Below are 23,220 nucleotides of genomic sequence, written 5' to 3' on the forward strand. Positions count from 1 at the left end.
GGAAAAGGCGTCGCGGACGGGGCCACCGGCGCCGCAGCGCAGTTTGCGGGTGGTAGGTTGTCGCTCGTCCATAAAACAAGCTCCAAAGGAGAAGAAGGATGAGGGACGAGGGCCCCACGAAGGCGGATGCCAGCGCCTTGCTTGGCAACGTGCAAGTGCGCTATCAGGGCTGGATGCACGCGCAGAAGCTCATGGCGCCATTGCTGGCGCCGGATTTTTCTCCGTTCGATGCCCAGCGCAACCACGAGATAGACATCTCCCGGCACCTGGCCCTGCTGCTGGATCCGAAAGGCACGCATGGCCAGGGCCGGCTGTTCTGGGATGGCTTCGTGGCACTGGTGCTCAGGCAGCAGAACGCCCTGCAACAGCCAGCGCCGCGGCAGGTGATCACCGCCCGTGAAGAAACATCTCCTTCGCCTGAATTGCAGGCAGCCCACCCGCCAGTGGCGGCCACCTGGCTCGCGGCAAGCCCTGTCAAGCAGGTCCAGCGGGAACATGGGACGAAGAACGGCCGCTTCATCGATCTGTACGTGCAACTGCAAGGCGGGTGCATCGGCATCGAAAACAAGCCCTGGCGACACTCGCGCGACAGCGGACAGCAGTTGCTCGACTACTCCGACCATCTCCAGGGGCTACACGGCTCCTGGATGCTGATCTATCTGGGCCACCAGGCGCCGGATCCATCGAGCCTGCCCCAACGGGAGTGCGAGGAACGCATACGCAGCGGGCATTTCGTCTATCTGCTCTGGCCCGAGGTGGTGGGATGGCTGCAGGACAGCCTGCCGCGCATCCAGGCACAGAAGGTACGGTGGTTCGTCGAAGAACTCTGCAACTACCTCCAACGCCGCATGGGCAACGATCTACCGGAAGCCGCCATGAACCACATCGCCGAAGCCTTCACCGCGAATCAACAATCCCTTGCCAGCGCCTTCCAGATGCGCGACAGCCTCGCAGAATGGCAAAAGCAGAAGCTGGCGCAATTGCAGCGGCAACTGGATACTGCAGCAAAAGCCGCAGGCACCGCCCTGCACTGGGGCGTATCGGACAACTTGCTGAAGGCATCCAAACCCATGCCCTTTTCACTCGAACTCGGCTGGGGACCGGAGTTGTTGCTTTGCTTCGAATGGTGGCATCTTCAAGTGGATCCGAAAGAGTTCTACTGGGGTATTTATCTTTCTCCCGAGCAAGCCGAAAAAACCCCGCGAAAGCTTGTGGACGCCCTCAAGCGCCACGCAGCGGCGAGGTTCGAATCGCCGTCTGAAGAGCCAGAGGATTCCTGGCCCTACTGGACCTATGTCTACAACGATCCGCTCTTCGTCCCGGAAGGCGAACTGGATATCTATGGCAGCGGCGTGCGGCATCCCTGGCTTACGCTGGGCAAGCAGGAAGGCGACTTCGTGTCGCTGGCGATGCAACGCCGCGAAGACTTGGTCGAACTGCTGAAGCATCCGGACTTCGACGAACTCCATCGCATGCTGGTGGGCGTCGAACGGACACGCGCGTAACGCCTGCCACTGAACGGCGTCGGGGCGGCAGCCAGTGTGCCCTGCATCACCCGGACGCTGCCTGCGGGAACGCGCACGGACGGCATGCCCTCCCGCCGTCTCACCGCATCCGCTGCGCCCGGTGCCACACCGGCACCCACCACAGCGCCTGCACCGCCGCGTACCCCATCACCGCAAAACCCAGCGCCAGCAGCGGCAGTCCCACGGCCAGCGGCGCGCCCAATGCGTGCATCCACGTAGCCATGGCCTCCACGCCACCCGTGGCGGACCACCCCTCCCAGGCCGGCAGCCGCTGCTCGCCCGGCAGCACCCAGGCGCCCACCTGGAAGGCCAGGGCATAGAGCGGCAGCGTGGTCAGGGGATTGGTGTAGAGCGTGGCTGCAGCACCGGCCACCGCATTGCCGCGCAATGCGGCACATGCGGCGACCGCGGCCGGTATCTGCAGCGGCCCGGGGATCAGCCCGCAGAACAGCCCCGCCGCCGCACCGCGCGCCAGCGCCTCGCGACGCAGGCACAGCAGCTGGCGCCGCTCCAGCCAGGGGCGCAGCCGCGAGAGGGACGGCCGCTCCATCAGCGCCCGGGTGGCCGGCTCCCGGCGTCGCAACCAACGGCGCACGCCGGTCATCGCACGGGCCAGCGGCTGCGCGAGCCACCCCGCCACCGAGCCGGCGGCGCTCACAGCGCCACCGCCACCGCGGTGGCCGCGCCCCAGGCCCCGGTCAGGGCCGCCAGCAGGCGCACGTCGCGGCGCTCGTTGCCGCCGCGCCAGCTCAGGAACGTGGTGAGCGCGAACGCGGCCAGCAGGGTGGCCATCACGGCCTCGATCATCGTCAGGTCCATGGTGTCGGTCTTTCCGGTTCAGGCCGGGCTCATGCGCCCGTGCCGGGCAGCGCGGGGGGCGTACCGCCGCCGCCACCATCCTTGCCGCGCGACGTCCAGAGCGAGGCCACGATCGAGCCCGCGATCAGCGCACCCGTCACCAGCAGCGCGTAGCCGATCGGGATCTTGTAGAGGTCGATCAGCAGCATCTTCGCGCCGATGAACACCAGCACCATCGCCAGGCCGTAGGCCAGCAGGTGGAAGCGGTCCGCCAGGTCGGCCAGCAGGAAGTACAGCGCGCGCAGGCCCAGGATCGCGAAGATGTTGGCCGTGAGCACGATGAACGGGTCGCTCGTGATCGCGAAGATCGCCGGGATGCTGTCCACCGCGAAGATCACGTCCGTCACGCCGATCATGATCAGCACCACGAACAGCGGGGTGAACAGCTTCACGCCGTTGACTACGGTCGTCATCTTCTCGCCGTCGAACGAATCCGACATGCGGATGCGCTTGCGCAGGAACTTCAACACCGGGTTGGTGGAGATGTCCGGCTCCTGCCCCGCGGCGATCCACATCTTCACGCCCGTGATCACCAGGAACGCGCCGAACACGTACAGCAGCCAGTGGAACGTGGCCAGCAGCCAGGCGCCCGCCAGGATCAGCACCGTGCGCAGCACGATCGCGCCGATGATGCCGATGATGAGTGCGCGCTTCTGGTACTCCGCCGGCACGGCGAAGTAGCTGAAGATCATCAGGAAGACGAAGATGTTGTCCACCGACAGGCTCTTCTCCACCAGGTAACCGGTGATGAACTGCATCGACACCGTGTTGGCCACCTCCCGGCCCTGCGAGCCGTCCAGGTACCACCAGAGGATGGCGACGAACACGAACGCGAGCGAGAACCACAGCAGGCTCCAGCTCACCGCTTCCTTCATGGTCACCTTGTGCGCGCCCTGGCGCTCCATGACCAGCAGGTCGATGGCGATCGCCACGACCACGAACAGGCCGAAGCCGGCCCACATCCAGGGGGTTCCGATGGTTTCCACCATGGCTTCAGCCCTCCCGGCGCACGCGGCGCATTGCGTTGGTGGTCGATGGAACAACGACAAAAGCGCCGGGCCCGGCTGGCTCGGCGCCCGGCGGTGCGGCATGCGGCACCAGAAGAAGTCGGGTGGTGGTCATGATGGAGGGCAATCGAAGTGGGGAAGACAAAGAGGGAATGCGAACCCGCACTGTCGGGCCTGCGGGCCCGGAAAAGAAGATAGCCCGGCCGTAAGATCACTTCGGTTTTTACGAACTGTTTTGCTTCCTTGTCCTACAAAAAATGAGCCAGAGCTTCAACTACCGGCACCTGTACTACTTCTGGGTGGTCGCCAAGGAAGGCGGCGTGGCCCGCGCCGCCGAGCGCCTGGACATGGCCGTGCAGACCATCAGCGCCCAGGTGCGCTCGCTGGAGAAAGACCTGGGCACCGCCCTGCTGCGCTCCGAAGGCCGCAACCTCGTGCTCACCGACGCGGGCGTGGCCGCCATGCACGAGGCCGACCAGATCTTCGCGCTGGGCGAGCAGCTGCAGCACCGCGTGGCCGAAGCCGCCACCGGCCGCGTGCTGCGGCTGAACCTGGGCATCTCCGACGGCATCGCCAAGGTGGCCGTGCACCGCCTGCTCACCCCCGTGCTGGACGCGCCCCACCTGCGCCTGCTGTGCCACGAGGGCGAATTCCAGCCCCTGCTCGGCGAACTGGCCCTGCACAAGCTCGACGCCGTGCTGGCTGACCGCCCCGCCCCGCCCAACCCGGCCCTGAAGACCACCAGCCAGTTGCTGGGCACCAGCCCCATCGCGTGGTATGCGCCGCCCCAGTGGGCCGAAGCAGCAGCCCGGAATTTCCCCCAGAGCCTCGCCGTCGTGCCCGTGCTGCTACCGACCGAACACGCCGCCGCCCGGGCACGCATCGACCACTGGCTGGAGCGGGAACGCATCCGGCCGCGGATCGCGGGGGAGTTCGAGGACAGCGCCCTGCTTGCCACCTTTGCCAGCACCGGGATGGGCGTGATGCCCGCGCCGGAATCGATGGGCGAGCACCTGGCGCGCACGCATGGTCTGGTGGCGGTGGGGACGACGGCGGACGTGCAGGAGCAGTTTCACCTGATCTTCAGTGCGAGGAAGGTGATGCATCCGCTGGTGACGAGGTTGGTGGAAGGTGGGACGCTGGACTGAGAGGGCAGGAGCGGAGGAAGAAGGCAGAAAATACGCGCCCGCAGGTGAACGCTCGGGTCAGATGCGGTCTGCCTGCGGCGCCGTCTTCCGGAGGTGGGGCCACCGCGCGCGGTAACTCGCCACCTTCGCCGCGAACAGTTCAGGGTACGGAGTCAGTGGATTGGGCGACAGCCTGCCGGCATAGACGCCATGCACTCCGTTGGGAGCATGGCATTTGCCGGGCTGCACGCCCACGCAGGATTCGAGGACGAGAAAGCGCCGGATTCCGTCTTCGGAAGAGGTGAGTGGTGGACACGGACGCGCAAAGTGCTGCGGGTACCAGAGATGCACGCGCGCCTGGTTCGCGACTTCGACGGTGATGCCCAGGTCGGACAGCACGGAGTCCGCATGGGCCTGCGCCGCTTTTTCGCCCGCCTCGCTCAGGTCCCTGTCGTCGAAGTAGAAGATGTCGTAGTCCTTGATGTCTGCACCCGCTGGGCGGTCGGATTGCAGGTTCCAGATGGTCTGGAACAGGCAACCGGCGACGAGCCATGCGTTCGGAAGCTCGGGCGCAAGGGTATTCCAGCGTCCGAGGATGGCGGCGTTGGCCGGGTTGGATGCGATGTCGCGCAGGAATTGGGTGGTCATCGGGGTCTGACTCATATGGTCGTCGAACGGCGCATCCCGCGCAGGGTTCAAGCGACCGGATGCACGGCGGCCGGCGCCGGATCGGGACGGGATGCGCCGGCATCGCCGGGCGGCCCGATCCGGAACCAGATGGTGTACATCGCGGGCAGGAACACGAGAGTGATCACCGTCCCTGCCAGCGTGCCGCCGATCAGCGTGTACGCCAGCGTCCCCCAGAACACCGAATGGGTCAGCGGAATGAAGGCCAGGACGGCGGCCAGGGCCGTGAGGATCACGGGCCGCGCGCGCTGCACCGTGGCTTCCACCACCGCCCGGAACGGGTCCAGGCCCTCCGCCTGGTTCTGCTGTATCTGCCCGATCAGGATCAGCGTGTTGCGCATCAGGATGCCCGACAGCGCGATCAACCCCACCAGCGCGTTGATGCCGAAGGGCTGTCCGAAGAGGATCAGCGTCGGCACCACCCCGATCAGGCCCAGCGGGCTGGTCAGGAACACCATGACCATGGCGGAGATGGAGCGCACCTGCAGGATGATGATGATCAGCGTGACGGCGATCATGATGGGAAACAGCGGCGCCATGGCCGCCATGGCCTTGCCGGATTCCTCGATGGAGCCCGCCTCGGCGATGCGGTAGCCCAGCGGCAGCGCGTCCACGATGGGTTGCAACTGCTTCGTGATGGCCGCCGACACGTCGGGTGGCTGGAGCGTCTCCGCGATGTCGCCCCGGACCGTGATGGTGGGCATCCGGTCGCGGCGGCGCAGCACGGGCTCCTCCATGCGCACGCCCACCTCTCCGATCTGCGAGAGCGGTATGCGCTGGCCGGTAGCGGTGGCCAGCGTGAAGTCGCCGAGTTTCGCGAGATCCAGCCGCGTCGCGCCCGCGGAGCGTGCCGTCACCTGCACGGTGCGGATGTCTTCGCGCACCACCGTCACGGGCACGCCGCTCAGCAGGAACTGCAGCTGCTGCGCGACGGATTCGGACGTGAGCCCCACGGCCTGCAGGCGATCTTGCTGAAGACTGAAATGCACTACGGGAACGCGCACACCCCAGTCGGAGTTCACCGTCCGCATCATCGGACTGGCCTGCATCACCCGCTGCACGTCCGCCGCGATGTCGCGCAGCTTTTCAGGGTCGGGGCCCGACACGCGGTAGGCGACGGGAAACGGCGAATACGGGCCGAACACGATCTGCGACACCCGGACCTGCGCCTCGGGGGCCAGGCCCCGCGCGATCTCTTCGCGCAACCGCAGCTTGAGTGCGTCGCGCTCCTGCGGACTGCCGGTGCGCACCACGATCTTGGCGAACGACGGGTCCGGCAGTTCCGGGGAGATGGCCAGGAAGAAGCGCGGAGCGCCCTGCCCTACGTAGGCCGTGACGATCTCCGCCTCTTTCTGCCCGGCAAGCCAGGTTTCGATCTTATCCGCGGCTGCGCTGGTCTTCTCGATGGAGGTCCCATAGGGCATCTGCAGCTCCACCAGCACCTCGGGCCGGTCGGAGACCGGGAAGAACTGCTTCTTTACAAGGCCCATGCCCAGCACGGCCCCCACCAGGAGAGCGGCCACCGCCGCGGCGACGATCCACTTGCGTGCGATGACCCTGCCCAGCACCCGGCGGAAACGCTCGTAGCGGGGCGTGCCGTACATCGCCGCATGGCCGCCCACGGTCTTCTTCATCTCCGGCAGCAGCTTCACGCCCAGGTAGGGGGTGAACACCACCGCCACCACCCACGACACGATGAGCGCGATGCCCACGATCCAGAACATGTTGCTGGTGTATTCGCCCGCGGTGGACCGCGCGAACCCGTTCGGCATGAAGCCCACGGCCGTCACCAGCGTTCCCGACAGCATGGGCGCGGCCGTGTGGCTCCACGCATAGGCGGACGCCGCCACGCGGTCGTAGCCTTCCTCCATCTTCACCACCATCATTTCGATGGCGATGATGGCATCGTCCACCAGCAGTCCCAGCGCGAGGATCAGCGACCCGAGGGTGATGCGGTCGAAGTTCTTGCCCGTGGCGGCCATGATCACGAAGACGGCGGCCAGCGTCAGCGGCACCGCGGCCGCGACCACCACCCCGACACGCCATCCCATGCTGACGAAGCAGACCACGAGCACCACCATCAGCGCGGCGAAGAACTTCACCATGAACTCGTCGACCGACGCGCTGATGTTCACGGACTGGTCCGTCACCTTGGTCAGCGCCATGCCCAGGGGCATCTCCGCATTGATCGCATCGACTTCGCCGTCCAGCGCCGCGCCCAGGTCCAGCCCGTTCCAGCCGTCGCGCATGACGACGCCGAGCACCAGCGCGGGCTCGCCGCCGTTGCGGATGATGAACGTCGACGGGTCTTCGTAGCCCCGCCGGACCGTTGCGATGTCCGAGAGCTTCAGCGTGCGGCCCTGGGCGGCGATCGGCGTGTCGCGGATCTTCTGCAGCCCGTCGAACGCGCCATCCAGGCGGATGAAGACCTGGGGACCGTCGGTCTCGACCGAGCCCGCGGGCGTGAGTGCGTTCTGCCGGTTCAGGGCCGCGAAGACATCCTGGGGATCGACACCGAGCGTGGCCAGGCGTTCATGGGAGAACTCGACGTAGATCCGCTCGGACTGCTCGCCCACGATGTTGACCTTCTTCACGCCCGGCACATGCAGCAGGCGCTGGCGCAGTGACTCGGCATCGCGCACCAGCACGCGCTGCGGCTCGCCCCGGGCCTTCAGCGCATACAGCGCGAAAGTCACGTCCGCGTATTCGTCGTTCACCATCGGGCCGATCACGCCGGCCGGCAGCGTCCGGGCCTCGTCTCCGATCTTCTTGCGCGCCTGGTAGAACTCGCCCTCCACCTCCGAGGGCGGCGTCGAATCCAGCAGCGTGAGGGTGGTGAAGGCGAGGCCGGGGCGGGTGAAGGTTTCCGTGCGGTCGTACCACTTCAGCTCCTGCATGCGCTTTTCGAGCTTCTCGGCGACCTGGTCCTGCATCTCCTGGGCCGTGGCGCCCGGCCATGCCGTGACGATGGTCATCACCTTGACGGTGAACGCGGGGTCTTCCGCGCGGCCCAGCTTCAGGAAGGCCATCACCCCGGTCAGGGAGATCAGAACGATCAGGAACAGGGTGATGGAACGCTCGCGCACAGCGAGCGCCGAGAGATTGAAACGGCTTTCACTCACGGGCGGCTCCCGTGGACGCGGCGTTTGCCGGGGCATGGTCCAGCACCTGGACCCTGGCCCCTTCCGTCAGCAGGTGCGCGCCCAGCGCCACGATCCGCTCTCCTGGGCGGAGCTTTCCAGCCACCTGCGCCGTTTCGTCCTCGACCTGGGCGATGGCCACGGGCTCGCGCCGCACCCGGCCGTCGTCGACGACCCAGACCGCCGGCCCCCGTCCGTCGTCCAGGAGGGAGGCCAGGGGCACACGGACGCTCGGCGTGGCCGCGGAGGACGGAGAGCCCGCCAGGCGCACCGTGACCGTACTGCCCACGAGTGCTTGGGCCGGGCCGGTTCCTTCCAGGACGTAGCGCGCTTCGAACGTACGGGTGGCCCGGTCCGCCACGTCGGACAACTGGCGCAGGCGGGCCTGGACAGGGGCGTGCTCCCTGCCGAACAGGCTCGCTTGCGCTACCGACCCCAGCACGGGACGCAGCGTCTCGGGCAACTGGATGACGGCCTCCCTTTTGCCGGCGCGCGCGATGCGCACGACCACCTGGCCGGCACCGACGACCTGGCCCGGCTCGGCAAGCGTCTCCATCACGATGCCGTCGGCATCGGCCGTGAGCTCGGCATACCGCGCAGCATTGCGCGCGACCGAGGCCTGGGATTCGGCGGCACGGAACTGCGCCTTGGCCGCATCGGCTGCGGCCTTGACCTGGTCATACGCCGATGCGGAGATGGCGCCCGTGCCCTGCAGGTCCCGGTAGCGTGCCTCCTCTTCGGCGGCCTGCGCGAAGCGTGCACGGGCGGCGGCCACGGCCTCGTCCTGCGCGCTCGCGGCCAGCGCCAGATCGGCCGGGTCGATACGGAACAGCGGCTGGCCACGCCTGACGGCCTGCCCCGTGTCCACCAGCCTTTCCGACACCTTGCCGGACACCCGGAATCCGAGATCGCTTTGCACCCTTGCTGCGACGATCCCGGTGAAGGTTCGCTCGGGCGATGTCCCGGCGGTGACCAAGGCGGTCCGGACGAGGGGCGTGCGGGTGCGGGGGTCCGGAGGCGTGGCCTGGTCGCAGGCGGCCACTGCCAGCGATAACGCGCCGAGGGCGGCGATGGAGAGAAAACGTTGCCGAAGCATGGCGGTCCTGTGAGCGAAAACAGGACACGATTCTTTGTTTTGTGACCAAAAATGTCAATGGTCACATGCAATTCACGGCGACAGGCTTCTCAAGGCAAGGCCAGCCAGCTGCACCGGCGCCTCTTCGGCATGTTCAAGGCTGTGCTGCAGCAGCAACGGATTCAGGTAGGGGCGAAGGATCAGGAAGATGGCCCGGCCAGTCTCGTCCAGCGGGGTCTTGCGCTCGAAGTCTCCCGACAGCCGCCCGGCCTCCAGGATGTCAAGCAAGAGCTGGTGCAGGCTTTTCTCGTATGCCAGAGCCGCCTGCCAGCGCTCCGCGGCCGCCGAAGTGGCGATTTCATAGAGCTTGCGATCCTCGGCGAAAAGCCGGAGCGTGGTCTGCACCACCGCCTTGAAGAGCCGCCGCAACTGCTCCGGAGGGCGGTCCGCAGCGTGCACGGCCTGGCGGACCTCGGCCTCCATCTCTTTCAGGCAGTTGGAACAGATCAACTCCCCGATGACCTGCTTGGACTCGAAGAACTTGTAGATGTAGGCCTTCGAGAAACCGATGGCCTTCGCCAGATCGGAGACGGTGGTCTTCTCGTAGCCGTACCGGCTGAAGTGCTCTTTCGCCGCGGCGACGATCTGCTCGCGGACATCGTGTTCGGCCGGCCCCCGTGCGGAAACAGGGTAGAGGGTGGGGATGGACATGCCCTGAGCTTACTCCCCCCAAGAAAAACAACAACCAGTGACCGAATAGTAATATAGTCACAGCCATGACGACGCTGTGTTACTTGCCCATGCCCCGTTTTCCCACCGCGGCCCTGCTGCTGGTCCTGACCGGCCTTGTCGCGGGCTGCACCGTCGGACCGGCGTACCGGAGCCCGGCTGTCGACGTTCCGCATGCCTATAGGGGGCACAAGGTGCTGGCAGCCGGCACTCCCGCCGCTCCCGCCGTGCGGACGGACCTCGCGGCCTGGTGGACCCGGTTCGACGATCCCCGGCTCGGCCGCTTCGTGGAAGCCGCGCTGCAGCAGAACCTGGATCTGGCCCAGGCTTTCGCCCGAGTGCAGCAGGCCCGCGCAGGGCTGGCGGCAGCGAATGCGGCACTGGCTCCGTCTGCAGGCGTGGCCGCCCAGGGCGCGAGAAACTATTCATCCCTGGAGACACCCCTGGGCCGGGTGCTCGACACCATGCCGGGATTCGCGCGGTATGGCAGTGCCTACGAAGCCAATGCCACGGCCAGTTGGGAGCTGGATCTTTTCGGCGGCCTGCGGCGCACCAGGGAAGCGGCCGTCGCGGACTACCAGGCCTCGGACGCGGCCGCAGCGGCAGTGCGGCTGGCGGTGGCCGCCCAGGTGGCGGACACGTATATCCAGATCCGCGGATTGCAGGCACGGCTCGGCGTCGCCCGGGAGCAGGTACGCACGCAGCAGCAATTGCGCGAGACGGTGGCATTGCGCTGGAAGAAAGGGCTGGCGCCGGAACTCCAGCTTCGCCAGGCAGAGGGAGCGCTCCATCGCGCCCAGGCCACGGTTCCCCCACTGGAGCAGGCGCTGGAGGCGGCGATGAACGCCCTGGACGTGATGCTGGGAACCGCGCCCGGCACCCACCGTGCCGAACTCGCCGACCCGCGGCCGGTGCCCGGGCTTCCGGTCCTTGCACTGAACGGCACCCCGGCCGATCTGCTCAAAGAACGCCCAGACCTCATCGCCGCGGAACGGCGCCTGGCGGCATCGAACGCACGCATCGGCGCGGCGATGGCCGAGTACTACCCGAAGATTTCGCTGACGGGGCTCATCGGCAGCGCGACGTCCGTCTCCTCCGGGAATCTTTTTTCCGGCGGCGCGGCCCAGGCCGGGGCCGGGGCCGGCCTGCGCTGGAGGCTGTTCGACTTCGGGCGCATCGATGCCCAGATCGACCAGGCCCGCGCCCAGGAGGCCGAGACGCTGGCGGCCTACCGGCAGGCGGTGCTCCGGGCCACCGAAGACGTGGAGAACGCGCTGATCGCCCTGGACAGGAAGCAGGCCCTGCTATCGGTGCTCGACCAGGGCGCGGATTCGCTCGCGCGTGCCCGCCGGTCTTCCGGTGCGGCCTATGACAGGGGCGTCGTCAGCCTGATCGAAGTGCTCCAGGCGGACGAAAGCCTGCTGGGCGTGCAGGACGCGCAGGCCGTGGCCCGCACGGAATCGGCGCGCGCCGTCGTCGCCCTCTTCAAAGCGCTGGGAGGGGGATGGACCGCAGCGCAGCCCGCCGCCGTTGCTGCCGCCGGCCACTAGCCGATGCCTGTTCCGGCGGCTTCGCCGGCCCGGAGCACCACCCACCCGCCGCCATGGAAAGGAGCCTCCCGACCCCGCTGCCCGACCGCCCTTAACACCGTTTCCGCGCGTCGCCTCCCTCCCGGAAGCTGACGCACCTTCCTCGCCATCTCGTCATTCCAGGCAAGCCATGTACCACACACATCCCGGCGCAAGCCGTCCTTCCCATCGCCCCGCCAAAGCCGCCGTCGCGGTCCTGGTGCTCGCCGCCTCGCTTTCCGCCCATTCGCAGTCCCGCGAGGCCACGCCGCCCAGCGGCACGCCGGGCTTGTCCCGCGCGGAAGTGATCGCGGACCTAGCGCTCTGGCGCCGGGCGGGCGCAGACCGTTACGCAACGCTGGCGCTGTCTTATGGGATGGAGGTGCCCGCCTACCAGGCGGCGCTGCAGGAGTACCAGCGCCTGCGCAACAGTGAGCAGTTCCAGGTGGAGGTGCGCAAGGCCCTCGACGACTGAGACGGCCGCGTGCGGGCCGCCTATCTGGACGGCATGTCCTTGTCCGTGTAGCAAAGACTCACCGTCGCATCCCCCGGAATCGCCGGCATGGTCGCCTCCCACGCTTCCCAGGCCTGCACCATCTCCGCCAGCCGTCCCGGCTGCAGCGGCGCCAGGTTCGCCCGCTCGCGTTCGTCCTGCGCCAGGTTGAACAGGTAATCCACCCCATCCACCCGCAGGTATTTCCAGTCGCCCTGCCGCATGGCGCGCTGGCCGCGGTGGTTCATGCGCCAGAACAGGGGGCGGTCGGCGGTCCAGGCCGCATCGTGCAGCAGGGGCGCCAGGGTCCGGCCGTCCCACGGGTAATCGGGGTGCGGCTGCGCGCCGCCCAGCTCCAGCATGGTGGCGCTCCAGTCCATGGTCAGGCAGGGCTGGGGGCTGGTGCCGCCGGGGGCGATGGCGGCGGGCCAGTGGGCGATCCAGGGCACGCGGATGCCGCCTTCGGTCAGGTCCATCTTGCCGCCGACCAGGGGCCAGTTGTCGGAGAAGCGTTCGCCGCCGTTGTCGCTGGTGAAGACGACGAGGGTGTCGCGCTCCAGGCCGTGGGCGCGCAGCGTGTCCATGATGCGGCCGATGCCCTCGTCCATGTGGTGGACCATGCGGCGGTAGGTTTCCACGTTGCCGCCGGCCAGGTGGTAGATGGACTGCTTGCTGTCGCGCAGTTCGTGGGCCAGGGCCTCGTCGTCGCGGGTTTCCCAGGGCCAGTGGGGGGCGGTGTAGTGCACGCTCAGGAAGAAGGGCGAGCCCTGTTGCGCGCCTGCGGCCATGCGCTCGATGTAGTCCACCGAGTGGTCGGTGATGAGGTCGGTCAGGTAGCCCTCCTGGGCTTTTTCCTCTTCGCCGAACCACAGGTCGTGCGTGCCGTTGGCGCCGCAGTGGGTGAAGTAGTCCACCCCGCCGGACATGGGGCCGAAGAACTCCTCGTAGCCCGATTTCAACGGGCTGAAGTGCGGCGGGTAGCCCAGGTGCCATTTGCCCATGAGGGCGGTGCGGTAGCCGGCGTCCTTCAGCAGCGAGGGCAGCGTGGGGTGGGCGGGCGGCAGGCCCAGGCGGTCGTTGCCGCGCGTGGCGGTGCGGATCGGTTCTTCGGCCGCGCCGCGCAGGCGGTACTGGTAGCGCGCCGTCATGAGCGCGAAGCGCGTGGGCGAGCACACGGGCGAGTTGGAGTAGCCCTGGGTGAGCTTCAATCCGCCGGCGGCCAGGCGGTCCAGCACGGGCGAGACGGGGCCGAAGGCGGCATCGCGCCCGCCGTAGCACCCCAGGTCGGCATAGCCCAGGTCATCGGCCACGATGAAGAGGATGTTCGGTCTTTGCGGCATCTCTTTCTGCTGCGGCATGGCGTCGTCTCCTTCGGCGGGGCGGCTCAGGGGCGGTAGCCGGAGGCGCGGATCACGGGCTCCCACTGCTTGCGGTAGGCGGCGATGCTCTGGCGCGTCTGCGCGGGGGTGCTGGCGACGGGGTCCAGGTGGTTGTCCTTGAACTGCTTGGCCACGTCCTTGTCCTGCATCACCTTGTGGATGGCCGCGGCGTAGCGGTCCACCTGCGCTGCCGGCATGGAGCGCGGCGCGAACAGGGTGTTCCAGCCGGAGGCGGCCAGGTCCACGCCGGATTGGCGCAGCGTGGGCACCTGGGGCAGTTCGGGCAGGCGCTGCTCGCTGGAGACGGCCAGCAGGCGCAGCTTGCCGGCCTCGTGCTGGGGCTGCAGGGCGTCCAGCGTGTCCACGGCCACGGGGATCTGGCCGCCGACCAGGTCGGTGATGAGCGGGGCCGATCCGCGGTAGCCCACGGCTTCGGCGGCGATGCCGGCCTTCTGCCCCAGCATGAGCGCGAAGAAGTGCGGCAGGCTGCCGGTGGCGGGCACGCCGATGTTGGCCGAGCGCGGGTTGGCGCGCATCCAGGCCAGCAGGTGCTGCATCTCGCGCACGGGCACGGCGGCGCCCACGGCCACGCCGAAGACGTAGTTGTTCACCTCGCTCACGGGCACGAAATCCTGGTCGGGCTGGTAGCCCACGTCGCTCACCACCAGGGGAGAGACGACCATCACGGCCGGGTTGGCCAGCAGCAGCATGGGCTGGCTGGCCGGCGCGCTTTTGACGTACTGGGCGGAGATGCGGCCGCCCGCGCCCACCTTGTTCTCGACGATGACGGGGCTGCCCAGCACGCGCTGCAGCCTGTCGCCGACGATGCGCGCGACGCGGTCGCTCGATCCGCCCGGGGCGTAGCCCACGACGATGCGCAGGGGGGTGTCCTGCGGCTGGGCCAGCGCGGCGCCCGCGCCCAGGGAGGCGGCGGCGCCCGCCAGGACCGGGCGGGCCAGGGTGTTCAAGAGGAATTCGCGGCGCAGGGTCATGGCGGTGCACTCCATCGGCAGGGATGGCAGGCACTGTACGCAGCGGCGCGACAATTGTTCAAATCAACCCCGATGAGGACATTCCCGCATGGCGACGCGCCCCTCCCGTCCTGCCGCCCGTTCCGCACCCTCCGGCCCTTCCGCAGGCAACCCGCTGGCGGCGCCGGCACAGCCCGGCGACCTGCTGCTGTACCGGCTGGTGAAGCTGGCGGCGGCGTCGGGCCGCCTCGTCACCCGCCTGTGCGAGCGCAGCCATGGCATCACGCGCCGCGAGTGGGGGGTGGTGATGTGGCTGGCGCAGGAGCCGGGGCTGCAGCCTTCGGTGCTGGCGGTGCGGCTGGAGCTGGACCGCGCGCGGGTGTCGCGGGCGATCGGCTCGCTGGAGGACAAGGGCCTGGTGCAGCGCAAGCCCCCGGCGGACGGCCGGCCGGCGGGGCTGCACCTGACGGAAGCCGGCGCGCGGCTGCATGCCGCCCTGTGGCCGGAGGTGCGCGCCATCAACCAGGCTCTGGCGCTGAGCCTGGACGCTCATCATCTGGACGCCCTGGACCGCAGCCTGGCGCGGCTGCAGGAACGGGCCGCGCAGCTGGAGCGGCAGCCGGCGGGAGCGGCGCCGTTTCCGCCGCGCAGCGGGGGTGCGCGGGCCGGTGGGCGGCGGGGTGCGGCCCCGGGCGGCGGGCCACAGGCTTGATCTGGGGCAAGGCCGGCCCGGCCGCGGGCGCAGGGCGGCGGCGGGCCCTGCGACAATGCCCGCCATGAGTTTCGCCCCGCTCCAGAACGACACCTTCCTGCGCGCCTGCCGTCGCCAGGCCACCGACTACACGCCCCTGTGGCTGATGCGCCAGGCCGGCCGCTACCTGCCCGAATACAAGGCCACGCGCGCGCGCGCGGGCAGTTTCATGGGGCTGGCCACCAACGTGGATTACGCGACCGAGGTCACGCTGCAGCCACTGGAGCGGTTTCCGCTGGATGCGGCGATCCTGTTTTCCGACATCCTGACGGTGCCGGACGCGATGGGCCTGGGCCTGACGTTCGCCGAGGGCGAGGGCCCGCGCTTCGCCCGGGTGGTGCGCGACGAGGCTGCGGTGGCCGAGCTGGCCGTGCCCGACATGGAAAAGCTGCGCTACGTGTTCGACGCCGTCACCTCCATCCGTCGGGCGCTGGATGGCCGCGTGCCGCTGATCGGGTTCTCCGGCAGCCCGTGGACGCTGGCCTGCTACATGGTGGAGGGCAAGGGCAGCGACGATTACCGGCTGGTGAAGACGCTGATGTATTCCCGGCCCGACCTGATGCACCGCATCCTGGCCATCAATGCCGATGCCGTGGCCGCCTACCTGAACGCGCAGATCGACGCGGGCGCGCAGGCGGTGATGGTGTTCGACAGCTGGGGGGGCGTGCTGGCCGATGGCGCCTTCCAGGAATTCAGCCTGGCCTACACCACGCGCGTGCTGGCGCAGCTCAAGCGCACCGGCGTGGACGGCACCGACGTGCCGCGCATCGTGTTCACCAAGGGCGGGGCCCTGTGGCTGGAAGACATGCAGGGCCTGGATTGCGAGGTGCTGGGCCTGGACTGGACGGCCAATCTGGCACGGGCCCGCGCCCTGGTGGGCGGGGCGGTGGGCGGCCCCGGCAAGGCGCTGCAGGGCAACATCGACCCGAACGTGCTGTTCGCGCCGCCGGAGGCGATCGCCGCCCAGGCGCGGGCCGTGCTGGACCGCTTCGGCGCCCCGCACACGGACCGCGGCACCACCGGCCCCACGCACATCTTCAACCTGGGCCACGGCATCAGCCAGCACACGCCGCCGGAGCATGTCGCCGCCCTGGTGGAGGCGGTGCATGGCCACTCGCGGGCGATGCGCGCGGCGGTGGGCACGGGCCGCGCCTGAAGCAGGCCAACGCGTGCCGGCCCGGCCATGCGGCATGCGGCCGGGCCGGCGGCGCCCCTTGACTTATTCACATCGCCGGCACCAGGGCGGTGCAGCCGTGCGGCCCGCGAGCACGCGGCGTGACGGCGCCGTCGATTTCTTCGAACGGCGCCAAGTCATTGATTCATATGGAAAGCGGAGCTGCTGCCGAATTTCCGGGCAGCGTGATGGAAGCCCGTGTTTTCAAGGGCCTGCGCGCGGTACGCAGTGGATATCAACAAAGTTATCCACAGAAACTCTGGATTTCTCCAAAACCCTCGTCAAATCAAGCACTTGCCGGGTGAACCGAAGGCAGAACCGCACCAGGAAGCCCCCGCCTACCACAATCCGGGGGGCCGGGGAACTCTTGACAAGGCCACTTATGCACACTTCGGCGCATGCGGCGGCGCAGCAATCCACAGGCGCAGGCCGAAGGCGGAACTTGAAACAGTTGGCCCAACATCCTTGATTCACAAGGATTTTTTCGACACCCTGGGAACACCGGAACACCATTGCGCGAAGCAGCTGTGCACCGCCTGCCCCCTGGATGTCCCCGGATGCCCACAAAGTTATCCACAACCCGGCCCAAAATCCCTCCGTGCACCCGGCGACCGCTTGCGGCAGACTCGGGCGCCGCCCTGGCCTTTGCCCCAGTCCCTTCCGTGTCCCAGCCCCCATCCCACGCCCCGTCCGCCGCATCGCCATCCTCCGCAACCGGCGGCGGCGTGATCGTTTCGGTCGCCGTCCAGACGCCCGCGCACAGCGCGGTGGGCGGCCCGCTGAGCTATGCGAGCACCTACCCGCTGGAGCCGGGCACGCTGGTGCGGGTGCCCCTGGGCACGCGCGAAGTGCTGGGCGTGGTGTGGGATGCGCCGGCCGACGCGCCCGAACTGCCGCGCGGCGCCGCGGTGCGGCCGGTGGCAGGCGTGCTGGAGGGGCTCGCGCCGCTGGACGCCGCCTGGCGGCGGCTGGTGGCCTTCGCGGCGCGCTACTACCAGCGGGCGCTCGGCGAGGTGGCGTTGGCCGCCCTGCCGCCACAGCTGCGCGACCTCACGCCCGCGCAGCTCGCGCGGCGCCTGCGCCGTGCACCGGCCACCGCGGCTGGAGAAGCCGCTGCGCCCTATGCGCCCGAACCCCATGCCCTGAGCGCCGAGCAGCAGGCGGCCACGGACGCCATCGCTGCACAGCCCGGCCCCTTCCTGCTCTACGGCAGCACGGGCAGCGGCAAGACGGAGGTGTACCTGCGCTGCGTGCAGCAGGCCCTGGCCGCAGCCCCCGCCGCCCAGGTGCTGGTGATGGTGCCGGAGATCAACCTCACGCCGCAGCTGGAGGCGCGCTTCCTGGCGCGCTTCGCACCGCTCTACGGGGCGGACAGCGTGGTCTCGCTGCACAGCGGCATGACCAACCCGCAGCGGCTGAAAAGCTGGCTGGCCGCGCATGCCGGCCAGGCCCGCATCGTGCTTGGCACGCGCATGGCGGTGTTCGCGAGCCTGCCGGGCCTGGCGCTCATCGTGGTGGACGAGGAGCACGACGCGAGCTACAAGCAGCAGGAAGGCGCACGCTACTCGGCGCGCGACCTGGCCATCTGGCGCGGGCGCGAGCAGGGCGCCAAGGTGATCCTCGGATCGGCCACGCCGTCGCTCGAGAGCTGGCACGCGAGCCGGCCGCCCGCCGAGGGCGATCCGGGCGGGCGCTACCTGCGGCTGCACATGCCCAGCCGGATCGGCGCAGGCGCGCTGCCGCGCGTGCGGCTGGTGGACATGGCGCAGCAGCCGCGCGGCGCCGTGTTCTCGCCGCCGCTCGTGGCCGCCATCACCGAGCGCGTGGAGCGCGGCGAGCAGTGCCTGGTACTGCTCAACCGCCGCGGCTTCGCGCCGGTGCTGCACTGCACGGAGTGCGGCTGGAAGAGCGATTGCCCGCACTGCAGCGCCCACCAGGTGTTCCACAAGATCGACCGCTCGCTGCGCTGCCACCACTGCGGCTTCGCGCAGCGCGTGCCCTACGCCTGCCCGGGCTGCGGCAACCCGGACATCGCGCCGATCGGGCGCGGCACCGAGCAACTGGAAGAGCAGCTGGCGGCCTTGCTGCGCAACGTGATCACGCCGGAGCGCCGCGCCGCGCGCGTGGCCCGCATCGACGCCGACACCACGAAGGCCAAGGGCGCGCTGGAAGAGCAGCTCGCCCAGGTGCATGCGGGCGAGGTGGACGTGCTGGTGGGCACGCAGATGGTCGCCAAGGGGCACGATTTCCGGCGCATCACGCTGGTGGCGGCGGTGCAGCCGGACGGCGCGCTGTTCTCCAGCGATTTCCGGGCACCCGAGCGGCTCTTCGCGCTGCTCATGCAGGCAGCGGGCCGCGCGGGCCGGGACGCGGGCTACGTGGCCGCCCAGGGCGGCGCCTGCGAGATGTGGGTGCAGACCTACCACCCCGACCACGCAGTGTACGCAGCGCTGCGCCGGCACGACTACCCGGCCTTCGCCGCGCGGCAGCTTGCCGAGCGCGCCGGGGCCGCCATGCCGCCCTTCGCGTTCCAGGCGCTGGTGCGTGCCGACGCGCGCACACAGGAGGTGGCGCAGGCCTTCCTGGCCGGCTGCGCCGAGGCGGCCCGGCAGGCGGGCCTTCCGGGACTGGAGCAGGTGACGGTGTTCCCGCCCGTGCCCCTGGCGATCCAGCGCGTGGCCAACGTGGAGCGCGCGCAGATGCTGCTGGAGAGCCCGAGCCGCGCGGCGCTGCAGCGCTCCCTGGCGGCCTGGCAGCCGCTGCTGCACGCCTGCCGCGCGGACCCGGCGCACCGGGGGCTGGTGCGCTGGCTGGTGGACGTGGATCCGCTGGCGATCTGAGGAGGCCGCGGCCGGCGGGGCCGAAGGTCAGTCGGCGTGCGGCCGGGGCCCTTCCCGCCAGGCGATGAGCGACTCGCGCTGCTCCAGGTGGCGCACCACGCGCTCCAGGCGGGCCTGCACATCCAGCAGCCGGGCGCGGTCCACGCCGTGCAGGTGCAGGACGTCCTCGCCGTGGGCGCTGGTCAGCTGGCGCAGGCTGTCCGCGGCCGACGCCACGGCGCCGTGCTCGATGATGCCCTGCGGGCTCGCCCGCATCAAATCCGCCAGGCGTGCGAGCGCCTCCGATACCTGGCCGCGCACGGCGTCGCCCCCGGTTGCGGGCGCCGGGGCACGGCCCTCCTCGGCACGGCGCAGCGCGGCATCGGAGGAATCCGCGGCTGCCACGCCCCGCGCGGCCCCCGTGGCGGGGCGGCCGGCGGGCGGCACGAACGAGCGCATCGACGCGCTCAGCAGGGATTCCAGCATCGGGTCCAGCGCGCGCATCTCGCCGCGGGCCTCGCGCCAGAGGCGCTCCTGCGTCTGGTCGCGCCGGCGGTCCAGGCGCGACGTCAGTTCGCCGCTGATGTCGCCCATCAGCGCCTTCCAGCCGCTCCAGCCCAGTTCGCTGAAAAAGCTCTGCCCGGCCTGCTGCATCACCCCGCCCCGGGAGTTGGGCGGCTCGTCGCCGTCGGGCACGCCATAGCGGCCGCGGACGATCGAGGCGAACTGCAGCCCGGCCGCGGAGGCCACCGCGCCGATCACCACGTTGCCGCCCACGCTGCGCACGAAGAAGTCGCGCGCGGCATGGAACGCCCCGGCGCTCGTGCGGAATGCCTCGCCCAGCAGCGGCACGGATTCCTGCGCCACGTTCCAGGCGAAGCCGGGCAGGCGCCGGGCATCGCGCCACTGCAGCGGCGCCTGGGTATCGTCGGGCAGCGCCAGCCGGAACAGGTTGACGCGCTGCGTGCCGCCCACGAGGTCGGACACCGCCACCTGCCCGGTGCGCGGCAGCGCCTTGGTCGTTTCCAATACCGCCTTGTTCACTGCCGACGCGGTGCCAGAGGCCACTGCGCCGAAGCCCAGGGCGCGCAGGGGCGACGCCAGCGTCTCCTCGCTGCTCAGGCTGCGGCGCGTGGCATTGGCGCTGGCCGTGAGCACCGGCTTGAGCAATGCGGCCTCGGCCTTGCCGTCCATGAGCTTCTGGCGCGTCTCCACGGTCTTGCGGTGGTCGAACGCGGCGCCGCGCAGGGCGTTGCGGGTGGGCCGGTCCACGCTTTCCGTGGTGGAGGTGCGGCCGACTTCCGAATCCCGCGCCGGGCGCCAGAAACGCTTGGCGCCCCCGGCGGTCACTTCCAGCTGCACGGGTGCCGGATCGGGGACCAGCACCTTCGGGTCCACCGCCTTGAAGCCCGGCATGTTCGCCACGCGCGAACGGCGGTCCATGGCCGGCACCACGATGGACTCGGTGAGGTAGTTCACCATGCCTGCCATCATGCCGCCGTACACGGCCGGCCAGATCTTGGAGGCGGTGTCCCCATCCTCGTTGTCGCGCAGCGTCGAGATCGCGCCGCCCGACGGCGTGCGCGTGGCCGAGGTCATGAAGCCCTTGAGGCTTTCGTAGGCGATGGCCACGGAGGCACGCTTCCATCCCACGGGCTCCATGTGTTCACGGAAGTGGTAGCCCCCGGTGGCTCCATAGGCCTTGTGGCGCTCCAGCAGGCGGTCCGCGGCCCACTGGACGTACTCCGTCTCCATCTGGGCCTGCACCTCCGCGCGGTCCTGCACGTCCTCGGCCAGCGGCATGGCGCCGAGGTGGGCCATGACCTGCATGCGCAGGCGGACGACGGGCAGGTCCGTCCCGTCGCCTTCGTCGCCGCTGGCCTCCTGGGCGGCGGCTTCGCGGTCCACGCCGCGCCGCTCCACGGTGTCGAGATCCAGCCTCGATCCCGAATTGCTGCGGGAGAAATCCTCGACGTCCGGCCGTTCGCGCTGTGAGCCCCGCAGGGCCGACAAGCCCGGCTCCCCGGACAAATCCCCCGGATCCAGGCGCGCGGAAAAGTACCGCGAACTGCCGCCGGGCTCCGACGGCAGGGCTGCCCGCCGGTGGGAAGCCGAGGCGTCGAGGCCGGCCGCGCGGGCCTGCCTTTCGGCGGAGAGTACCGCCAGCGCCTGGGGTGGCACCAGGCTGCGGGACGGCGGGACGGTTTCCCTCCCCTGCGCGCGCGCCGAAGACTCCCCGGACTCCTCGAACCGGTCGGAACGGCCTTGCGTGCCGCGCAGCAGCGCCTGCTCGGAGCCGCGGATCACGGTGCGGCTCCCGCGGCCGGCGCTGCGGCAGGTCCGGCGCCGGATGCCCCGGGGTCCCCGGGCGGCACCAGCGCATCCAGGGCGGCCCGCGCCAGCAGGTGGCCGCGGTCCATGTCGGCCGCCACGCGTGCGGCGTCATGCCGCGCCTGCAGTGGCCGCAGGCCCAGCAGCCCCCCGTCTTCCATCAGGCCCAGCAACCAGCCCTCGCCGCCGATCAGTTGCTCCTGCACGCCCAGCAGCCGCGGCACGTCCATCCCGCCCAGCTCGGCGGCAGCCAGCGGCAGCAGGACTTCGGGGTAGGCCGCCCAGCGGTCTTCGTCCCGGCGGACATGGATGCGGCACAGCAGGCCGGAAGGCCCCACGAAGGGCTCGCCGGACTGCAGGGATGTCAGGAGGTCGGGCGGCATGCCCAGGTGGGTTCCTATCTGCGAAAGATACGTCCGTGCGGCCACGGGGTCGGGCTGCGCCGGGACAGCGGAAGGGGTGGTCATGGTGGAACTCCTGGTTCACGAAGGCGCCGCACGGGGCGCCTGCAACGCCGCCAATGTCGTGAAACCACGTAACGTCCCGATGACCGGGCCGAAGCCGGCCCCAGGAATGCGAAGCGGTCAGGTCCAGACGGCCACCGCGGCCGAAAAGCTCAGGAAAGCCAGCACCGTGGACACCAGGATCACCCGGGCGATGCGCCCCGTGTGCGCGCCGAAGCGCTCCGCCAGCAGCGAGACGTTGCTGGCGCTCGGCAGCGCCGCCGCGAGGACCAGCGCCGTGTGCGCCGGGGCGGACAGCGGCGCGCCCGCGGCGATCGCCGCATGGCCCGCGCCCCAGACGAGCAACGGATGCACCACCAGCTTGGCCAGCGCCGCGCCCAGGCCGTCCCGGGGGCGCAGGGCCTCGCCCGGATGCGCGGCCATGCCCGCGCGCGCGAGCACCGCACCGATGGTGAACAGGGCGACGGGCGCCGCGGCATCCGCCAGCAGGCCCACGGTGCGGTCCACGGGCCCCGGCAGGGCAACCTGCAGCCCCGAGGCCAGCGCGCCCAGCGCGATCGACCAGGGCATGGGATTGGCGGCCATGCCGCGCAGGGCCCGCCCCAGCGCCGCCCGCGCGCCCTCGGTGCCGGGCGCATCCCCGCCGCCCAGGCGCGACAGGCCGACGCAGACCGCCGTGGTCACTACCATGTCCAGCAGCATCGTGAGGATCACGGGCCCCGCGGCCGCCGGGCCGAGCAGCGCCACCAGCAGCGGCACGCCCATGAAGCCGGTGTTGGGAAAGGCCGTCGCCAGGGCGCCGAAGGCCGCGTCGTTCCAGCCCAGCCGGCGGCGCGTGAGCGCGATGGCCGCGGCCACCAGCGCCAGGCCGCAGGCCAGGTACACGCCTGCGGCCGCAGGGTCCAGCAGTTCGGCGATGGGCGTGCGCGCGCCGAAGCGGAACAGCATGCAAGGCAGCGCGAAGTACAGGACGAAGGCATTCAGCCCCGGAATCGCGGCCAGCGGCAGCCGCCCGGCGCGCGTGGCCAGGTACCCGCACAGCACGAGCGCGAAGAAGGGAAAGGTGACGGCCAGCACGGAGAGCACGCGGCATTCTCGCAGCGCGCAGCCTGTAGGACGCC

The 23,220-nt window shown here is 69.9% G+C and carries 20 protein-coding genes; 8 read left to right on the plus strand and 12 right to left on the minus strand.

Annotation, left to right across the window (positions count from 1 at the left end; genetic code table 11):
* Positions 1–98: 98 nt before the first annotated feature.
* Positions 99–1,505 carry a PDDEXK-like family protein gene (locus tag ACAV_RS21595; protein WP_013596702.1) on the plus strand — a complete coding sequence of 469 codons (1,407 nt, stop codon included), beginning with the start codon at positions 99–101 and terminating at the stop codon, positions 1,503–1,505.
* 100 nt (positions 1,506–1,605) lie between these two features.
* Here the strand turns inward: ACAV_RS21595 and ACAV_RS21600 are convergent, their stop codons facing one another.
* From ACAV_RS21600 to ACAV_RS21605, 3 genes are read right to left on the minus strand one after another with little or no spacing between them, the layout of a single operon-like run.
* A complete protein-coding gene (locus tag ACAV_RS21600) occupies positions 1,606–2,184 on the minus strand; it encodes a DUF2062 domain-containing protein (RefSeq protein ID WP_013596703.1) in 579 nt (192 codons plus the stop codon).
* On the minus strand, positions 2,181–2,345 hold the full coding sequence (locus ACAV_RS24945; protein WP_167539395.1) for a hypothetical protein: 165 nt from the start codon (positions 2,343–2,345) through the stop codon (positions 2,181–2,183). Before ACAV_RS24945 ends, ACAV_RS21600 begins: the two co-directional genes overlap by 4 nt.
* Before the next feature lie 29 nt (positions 2,346–2,374).
* Positions 2,375–3,373 (minus strand): TerC family protein, encoded by a 999-nt coding sequence (locus ACAV_RS21605; RefSeq protein ID WP_013596705.1) that lies wholly within the window; start codon positions 3,371–3,373, stop codon positions 2,375–2,377.
* A gap of 275 nt (positions 3,374–3,648) precedes the next feature.
* Between ACAV_RS21605 and ACAV_RS21610 the strand changes: the two genes are divergently transcribed.
* Positions 3,649–4,539, plus strand: coding sequence for a LysR family transcriptional regulator (locus ACAV_RS21610; RefSeq protein ID WP_013596706.1), 891 nt, complete (start codon positions 3,649–3,651; stop codon positions 4,537–4,539).
* A 57-nt stretch (positions 4,540–4,596) separates the two neighbouring features.
* Here ACAV_RS21610 and ACAV_RS21615 read toward each other — a convergent pair whose 3' ends face one another.
* From ACAV_RS21615 to ACAV_RS21630, 4 genes are all read right to left on the minus strand, one after another.
* The gene (locus tag ACAV_RS21615) at positions 4,597–5,166 is read right to left on the minus strand and encodes a nucleotidyltransferase family protein (RefSeq protein ID WP_013596707.1); all 570 of its coding nucleotides are present in this window, start codon (positions 5,164–5,166) and stop codon (positions 4,597–4,599) included.
* Between the two features lie 47 nt (positions 5,167–5,213).
* Positions 5,214–8,327, minus strand: a complete 3,114-nt coding sequence (locus ACAV_RS21620; protein ID WP_013596708.1) for an efflux RND transporter permease subunit — start codon at positions 8,325–8,327, stop codon at positions 5,214–5,216.
* Complete coding sequence (locus tag ACAV_RS21625) at positions 8,320–9,441, minus strand: efflux RND transporter periplasmic adaptor subunit (protein WP_013596709.1); 1,122 nt, start codon at positions 9,439–9,441, stop codon at positions 8,320–8,322. Before ACAV_RS21625 ends, ACAV_RS21620 begins: the two co-directional genes overlap by 8 nt.
* A 72-nt stretch (positions 9,442–9,513) precedes the next feature.
* A complete protein-coding gene (locus tag ACAV_RS21630; protein ID WP_013596710.1) occupies positions 9,514–10,131 on the minus strand; it encodes a TetR/AcrR family transcriptional regulator in 618 nt (205 codons plus the stop codon).
* 89 nt (positions 10,132–10,220) lie between these two features.
* Here ACAV_RS21630 and ACAV_RS21635 point away from each other — a divergent pair, with 89 nt between their 5' ends.
* Positions 10,221–11,699, plus strand: a complete 1,479-nt coding sequence (locus ACAV_RS21635; RefSeq protein ID WP_041828842.1) for an efflux transporter outer membrane subunit — start codon at positions 10,221–10,223, stop codon at positions 11,697–11,699.
* 169 nt (positions 11,700–11,868) lie between these two features.
* On the plus strand, positions 11,869–12,192 hold the full coding sequence (locus ACAV_RS21640) for a DUF4148 domain-containing protein (protein WP_013596712.1): 324 nt from the start codon (positions 11,869–11,871) through the stop codon (positions 12,190–12,192).
* 20 nt (positions 12,193–12,212) lie between these two features.
* On the opposite strand, the gene ACAV_RS21645 is transcribed toward ACAV_RS21640, so the two are convergent.
* Both ACAV_RS21645 and ACAV_RS21650 read right to left on the minus strand, forming a co-directional pair.
* Entirely contained in the window at positions 12,213–13,568 is a 1,356-nt protein-coding gene (locus ACAV_RS21645) for a sulfatase family protein (RefSeq protein ID WP_013596713.1), read from the minus strand.
* A gap of 26 nt (positions 13,569–13,594) precedes the next feature.
* Positions 13,595–14,581 carry a Bug family tripartite tricarboxylate transporter substrate binding protein gene (locus ACAV_RS21650; RefSeq protein WP_013596714.1) on the minus strand — a complete coding sequence of 329 codons (987 nt, stop codon included), beginning with the start codon at positions 14,579–14,581 and terminating at the stop codon, positions 13,595–13,597.
* An 88-nt stretch (positions 14,582–14,669) separates the two neighbouring features.
* Between ACAV_RS21650 and ACAV_RS21655 the strand changes: the two genes are divergently transcribed.
* The 4 genes from ACAV_RS21655 (at position 14,670) to priA (ending at position 19,325) form a co-directional block, all read left to right on the plus strand.
* Complete coding sequence (locus ACAV_RS21655; protein ID WP_013596715.1) at positions 14,670–15,272, plus strand: MarR family winged helix-turn-helix transcriptional regulator; 603 nt, start codon at positions 14,670–14,672, stop codon at positions 15,270–15,272.
* A gap of 64 nt (positions 15,273–15,336) precedes the next feature.
* Positions 15,337–16,467: a uroporphyrinogen decarboxylase gene (hemE, locus tag ACAV_RS21660; RefSeq protein ID WP_041828843.1), complete on the plus strand. Its 1,131-nt coding sequence runs from the start codon at positions 15,337–15,339 to the stop codon at positions 16,465–16,467.
* Between the two features lie 119 nt (positions 16,468–16,586).
* Positions 16,587–16,790: a hypothetical protein gene (locus ACAV_RS24785; protein ID WP_157768802.1), complete on the plus strand. Its 204-nt coding sequence runs from the start codon at positions 16,587–16,589 to the stop codon at positions 16,788–16,790.
* Positions 16,791–17,210: 420 nt separating this feature from the next.
* Positions 17,211–19,325, plus strand: a complete 2,115-nt coding sequence (priA, locus tag ACAV_RS21665) for a replication restart helicase PriA (RefSeq protein WP_013596717.1) — start codon at positions 17,211–17,213, stop codon at positions 19,323–19,325.
* A gap of 27 nt (positions 19,326–19,352) precedes the next feature.
* Here priA and xopF2 read toward each other — a convergent pair whose 3' ends face one another.
* From xopF2 to ACAV_RS21680, 3 genes are all read right to left on the minus strand, one after another.
* Positions 19,353–21,611: a type III secretion system effector XopF2 gene (gene xopF2 / locus ACAV_RS21670; protein WP_013596718.1), complete on the minus strand. Its 2,259-nt coding sequence runs from the start codon at positions 21,609–21,611 to the stop codon at positions 19,353–19,355.
* Complete coding sequence (locus tag ACAV_RS21675; protein ID WP_013596719.1) at positions 21,608–22,102, minus strand: hypothetical protein; 495 nt, start codon at positions 22,100–22,102, stop codon at positions 21,608–21,610. The genes xopF2 and ACAV_RS21675 overlap by 4 nt, the downstream gene beginning before the upstream one ends.
* 117 nt (positions 22,103–22,219) lie before the next feature.
* Positions 22,220–23,185, minus strand: coding sequence for an AEC family transporter (locus ACAV_RS21680; RefSeq protein WP_041828844.1), 966 nt, complete (start codon positions 23,183–23,185; stop codon positions 22,220–22,222).
* Positions 23,186–23,220 lie beyond the last annotated feature (35 nt).

The sequence above is a fragment of the Paracidovorax avenae ATCC 19860 genome, from assembly GCF_000176855.2.
GTDB lineage: Bacteria > Pseudomonadota > Gammaproteobacteria > Burkholderiales > Burkholderiaceae_C > Paracidovorax > Paracidovorax avenae.

Excerpts from the sequence above, each read along its gene's own strand:
- ACAV_RS21605 (WP_013596705.1), bottom strand. The coding sequence starts at position 3,373 with ATGGTGGAAACCATCGGAACCCCCTGGATGTGGGCCGGCTTCGGCCTG.
- ACAV_RS21615 (WP_013596707.1), bottom strand. The coding sequence starts at position 5,166 with ATGACCACCCAATTCCTGCGCGACATCGCATCCAACCCGGCCAACGCC.
- ACAV_RS21635 (WP_041828842.1), top strand. The coding sequence starts at position 10,221 with ATGCCCCGTTTTCCCACCGCGGCCCTGCTGCTGGTCCTGACCGGCCTT.
- ACAV_RS21610 (WP_013596706.1), top strand. The coding sequence starts at position 3,649 with ATGAGCCAGAGCTTCAACTACCGGCACCTGTACTACTTCTGGGTGGTC.
- ACAV_RS21595 (WP_013596702.1), top strand. The coding sequence starts at position 99 with ATGAGGGACGAGGGCCCCACGAAGGCGGATGCCAGCGCCTTGCTTGGC.
- ACAV_RS24945 (WP_167539395.1), bottom strand. The coding sequence starts at position 2,345 with ATGGACCTGACGATGATCGAGGCCGTGATGGCCACCCTGCTGGCCGCG.
- ACAV_RS21675 (WP_013596719.1), bottom strand. The coding sequence starts at position 22,102 with ATGACCACCCCTTCCGCTGTCCCGGCGCAGCCCGACCCCGTGGCCGCA.
- ACAV_RS21640 (WP_013596712.1), top strand. The coding sequence starts at position 11,869 with ATGTACCACACACATCCCGGCGCAAGCCGTCCTTCCCATCGCCCCGCC.
- ACAV_RS21655 (WP_013596715.1), top strand. The coding sequence starts at position 14,670 with ATGGCGACGCGCCCCTCCCGTCCTGCCGCCCGTTCCGCACCCTCCGGC.
- ACAV_RS21625 (WP_013596709.1), bottom strand. The coding sequence starts at position 9,441 with ATGCTTCGGCAACGTTTTCTCTCCATCGCCGCCCTCGGCGCGTTATCG.
- ACAV_RS21645 (WP_013596713.1), bottom strand. The coding sequence starts at position 13,568 with ATGCCGCAGCAGAAAGAGATGCCGCAAAGACCGAACATCCTCTTCATC.
- ACAV_RS21650 (WP_013596714.1), bottom strand. The coding sequence starts at position 14,581 with ATGACCCTGCGCCGCGAATTCCTCTTGAACACCCTGGCCCGCCCGGTC.
- ACAV_RS21630 (WP_013596710.1), bottom strand. The coding sequence starts at position 10,131 with ATGTCCATCCCCACCCTCTACCCTGTTTCCGCACGGGGGCCGGCCGAA.
- hemE (WP_041828843.1), top strand. The coding sequence starts at position 15,337 with ATGAGTTTCGCCCCGCTCCAGAACGACACCTTCCTGCGCGCCTGCCGT.